The organism is Phenylobacterium sp. (genome assembly GCF_044372605.1).
In the GTDB taxonomy this organism is placed as follows: Bacteria; Pseudomonadota; Alphaproteobacteria; order Caulobacterales; family Caulobacteraceae; genus Phenylobacterium.
In genome coordinates this window covers 1-3,211 of sequence record NZ_JBILRO010000314.1, presented here as the reverse complement: position 1 = coordinate 3,211, position 3,211 = coordinate 1, and the positions used below count along the sequence as shown (strand labels likewise).

General features: G+C 67.2%; 2 protein-coding genes. Both read left to right on the top strand.

Annotation, left to right across the window (positions count from 1 at the left end; all coding sequences use genetic code 11):
- On the top strand, positions 1 to 1,443 hold a 1,443-nt coding region (locus ACIQ42_RS17455; RefSeq protein WP_397423500.1), incomplete at its 5' end, for an FAD-dependent oxidoreductase.
- A partial coding sequence (locus ACIQ42_RS17450; protein ID WP_397423499.1) for a 2-oxoacid:acceptor oxidoreductase subunit alpha occupies positions 1,436 to 3,211 on the top strand: 1,776 nt, incomplete at its 3' end. The genes ACIQ42_RS17455 and ACIQ42_RS17450, both read left to right, overlap by 8 nt.

Genomic DNA, 3,211 nt, shown 5'->3' with positions numbered 1-3,211 from the left:
GGCTGCGGCCCCGCCTCGCTCACCGTGGCGCGCGATCTGGCGCCGCTGGGCTACGACCTGACCATCTTTGACGGCGACACCCGCTCGGCGGGCATGATCCGCAGCCAGATCCCCCGCTTCCGCCTGCCGGAAGAGGTGATCGACGAGGAAGTCGGCTTCATCACCGGCCTGGGCGGCATCGACATGCGGCTGGGCCAGCGGGTGGACAGCCTGAAGGGGCTGCTGAGCGAGGGCTATGACGCGGTGTTCGTCGGCTCCGGCGCCCCGCGTGGCCGTGATCTGGACCTGCCCGGCCGCAAGGAGGCCGCCGCCAACATTCACATCGGCATCGACTGGCTGGCCTCGGTCTCGTTCGGCCACATCGAGACCATCGGCAAGCGGGTGATCGTCCTGGGCGGGGGCAACACCGCCATGGACTGCTGCCGGTCCTCGCGCCGGATGGGCGGCGAGCACGTCCGGGTCATCGTCCGCTCGGGCTTCGAGGAGATGAAGGCCTCGCCCTGGGAAAAAGAAGACGCGATGCATGAGGACATCCCGATCCTCAACTTCCGCGTCCCCAAGGCCTTCACCCACGACAACGGCAAGCTCACCGGCGTACTGTTTGAAGTCGTGGAGTGGGGGCTCGACGGGCGCGGGCGCAAGGCCCTGGTCCCCTCCGGCCAACCCGACGAACACTATGAGTGCGACGACGTGCTGGTGGCCGTCGGCCAGGAAAACGCCTTCCCCTGGATCGAAACCGACATCGGCCTCGAGTTCGACGAATGGCACATGCCCAAGGTGGATCAGGCCAGCTTCCAATCCACCCTGCCCAGCGTCTTCTTCGGCGGCGATGCGGCGTTCGGGCCCAAGAACATCATCTGGGCCGTGGCCCACGGCCACGATGCCGCAGTCTCGATCCACAAGTTCTGCCAGGGCGACGACGTCTCGGTCCGCCCGCCGCCCGGCGCCACCCTGGTCAGCCAGAAGATGGGCATCCACGAGTGGAGCTACGACAACGACGTCTCCAACGACCATCGCTACCGCGTGCCCATGCGCGACAAGCACGAGGCGCTGAAGGATATCCGGCTGGAGGTCGAACTCGGCTTCGACCGCGAACTGGCGCTGGGCGAGGCGCAGCGGTGCCTCAACTGCGATGTCCAGACCGTGTTCGCCGACAAGCTCTGCATCGAGTGTGACGCCTGCGTCGACATCTGCCCGATGGACTGCATCACCTTCACCGAGGACGGCGACGAAGCCGACCTGCGCACCCGCCTGAAGGCCCCGGCCACGAACCTGACCCAGGATCTCTACCTCTCCGGCAAGCTGCCGACGGGCCGGATCATGGCCAAGGACGAGGACGTCTGCCTGCACTGCGGCCTCTGCGCCGAGCGCTGCCCCACCGGCGCCTGGGACATGCAGAAGTTCTACCTCGAGATGACCCATGCGGAGGGCGTCAATGCCTGAGCCACTCCGCATCAACGACTTCGTCGTCAAGTTCGCCAACGTCAACGGCTCGGGCTCGGCCAGCGCCAACGGCCTGTTCGCCCGCTCGGTCATGCGCATGGGCGTTCCCGTGGCCGCGCGCAACATCTTCCCGTCCAACATCCAGGGGCTGCCGACCTGGTACGAGGTCCGGATTACCGAGGCCGGCCATCTGGGCCGTCGCGGCGGCGTCGACCTGATGGTGGCCATGAACCCCCAGACCTGGGACCGGGACGTCGCCGAGATCGAGAGCGGCGGTTATCTGTTCTACGATTCCACCAAGGCCATTCCCGCCAGCCGCTTCCGCGACGACATCACCGTCATCGGCGTGCCGCTGACGGCCATGTGCAATGAGGCCTACGAACTGCCGCGCGAGCGTCAGCTGTTCAAGAACACCATCTACGTCGGCGCGCTCGCCGCCCTGCTGGGGATCGACATCCAGGCGATCCAGGAGCTGCTGGCCGAGGACTTCGCCGGCAAGGACCGGCTGATCAAGGCCAACGTCGAGGCCCTGGCCATGGGCCACAGCTACGTGGAGACCTACCTCAAGGCCCTGCCGCTGCAGGTGCGCAGGGCCGATGGCGTCGGCGACCGGATCTACGTCGAGGGCAATGAGGCGGCCGCCCTGGGCGCCGTCTACGGCGGGGCCACCGTCTGCGCCTGGTATCCGATCACGCCGTCCACCTCGCTCGCCGAGGCCTTCACCGGCTATTGCCAGGATCTGCGGGTCGATCCGGAGACCGGCAAGAACCGCTATGCGATCATCCAGGGCGAGGACGAGATCGCCTCCATCGGCATGGTCATCGGCGCCGGCTGGAACGGCTGTCGCGCCTTCACCGCCACCTCCGGCCCCGGCATCTCGCTGATGACCGAGTTCATCGGCCTCAGCTACTTCGCCGAGATCCCCGCGGTGATCTTCGACGTCCAGCGCGGCGGCCCGTCCACCGGCATGCCCACCCGCACCCAGCAGTCCGACCTGCTGGCCGCCGCCTATTCCGGCCACGGCGACACCAAACACCCGCTACTGCTGCCCGCCGATCCCGGCGAATGCTTCGAGATGGGCGCGCTGGCCTTCGACCTGTCAGACCGCCTGCAGACCACCATCTTCGTCATGCTCGACCTCGACATCGGCATGAACGAGTGGCTGACCAAACCCTTCCAGTGGGACGATGCGCGCAAGCTCGATCGCGGCAAGGTCATGAGCCACGATGATCTGGAGGCCGCCACCCAGGAGTTCGGCCGCTACAAGGATGTGGACGGCGACGGCATCCCCTACCGCACCTATCCCGGCGTCCACCCCACCAAGGGCGGCTACTTCACCCGCGGCACCTCGCGAAACCCCTATGCGCGCTACTCGGAGGAGGGCTCCGTCTACGTCGACAACATGGAGCGCCTGCTGCGCAAGTTCGAGACCGCCAAGTCCCTCGTCCCCGCGCCCGTCATCCGCAATGCATCGGCCAGGACCCGCGACGGCGTGATCTATTACGGCTCCACCTCGGCGGCCATGGACGAGGCGCTGGAGATGCTGGAGGCCCAGGGCCTGCCGCTGGATGCCCTCCGCGTCCGCGGCTTCCCCTTCGCCGACGAGATCTTCGACTTCATCGCCGCCCACGACCGCATCTTCCTGGTGGAACAGAACCGCGACGCCCAGCTCAAGACCCTGATCACCACCGAGGGCGGCGTCGATCCCGGCAAGCTGCCCTCCTTGCTGCACTACGACGGCACCCCCATCACGGCGCGCTTCATCGCG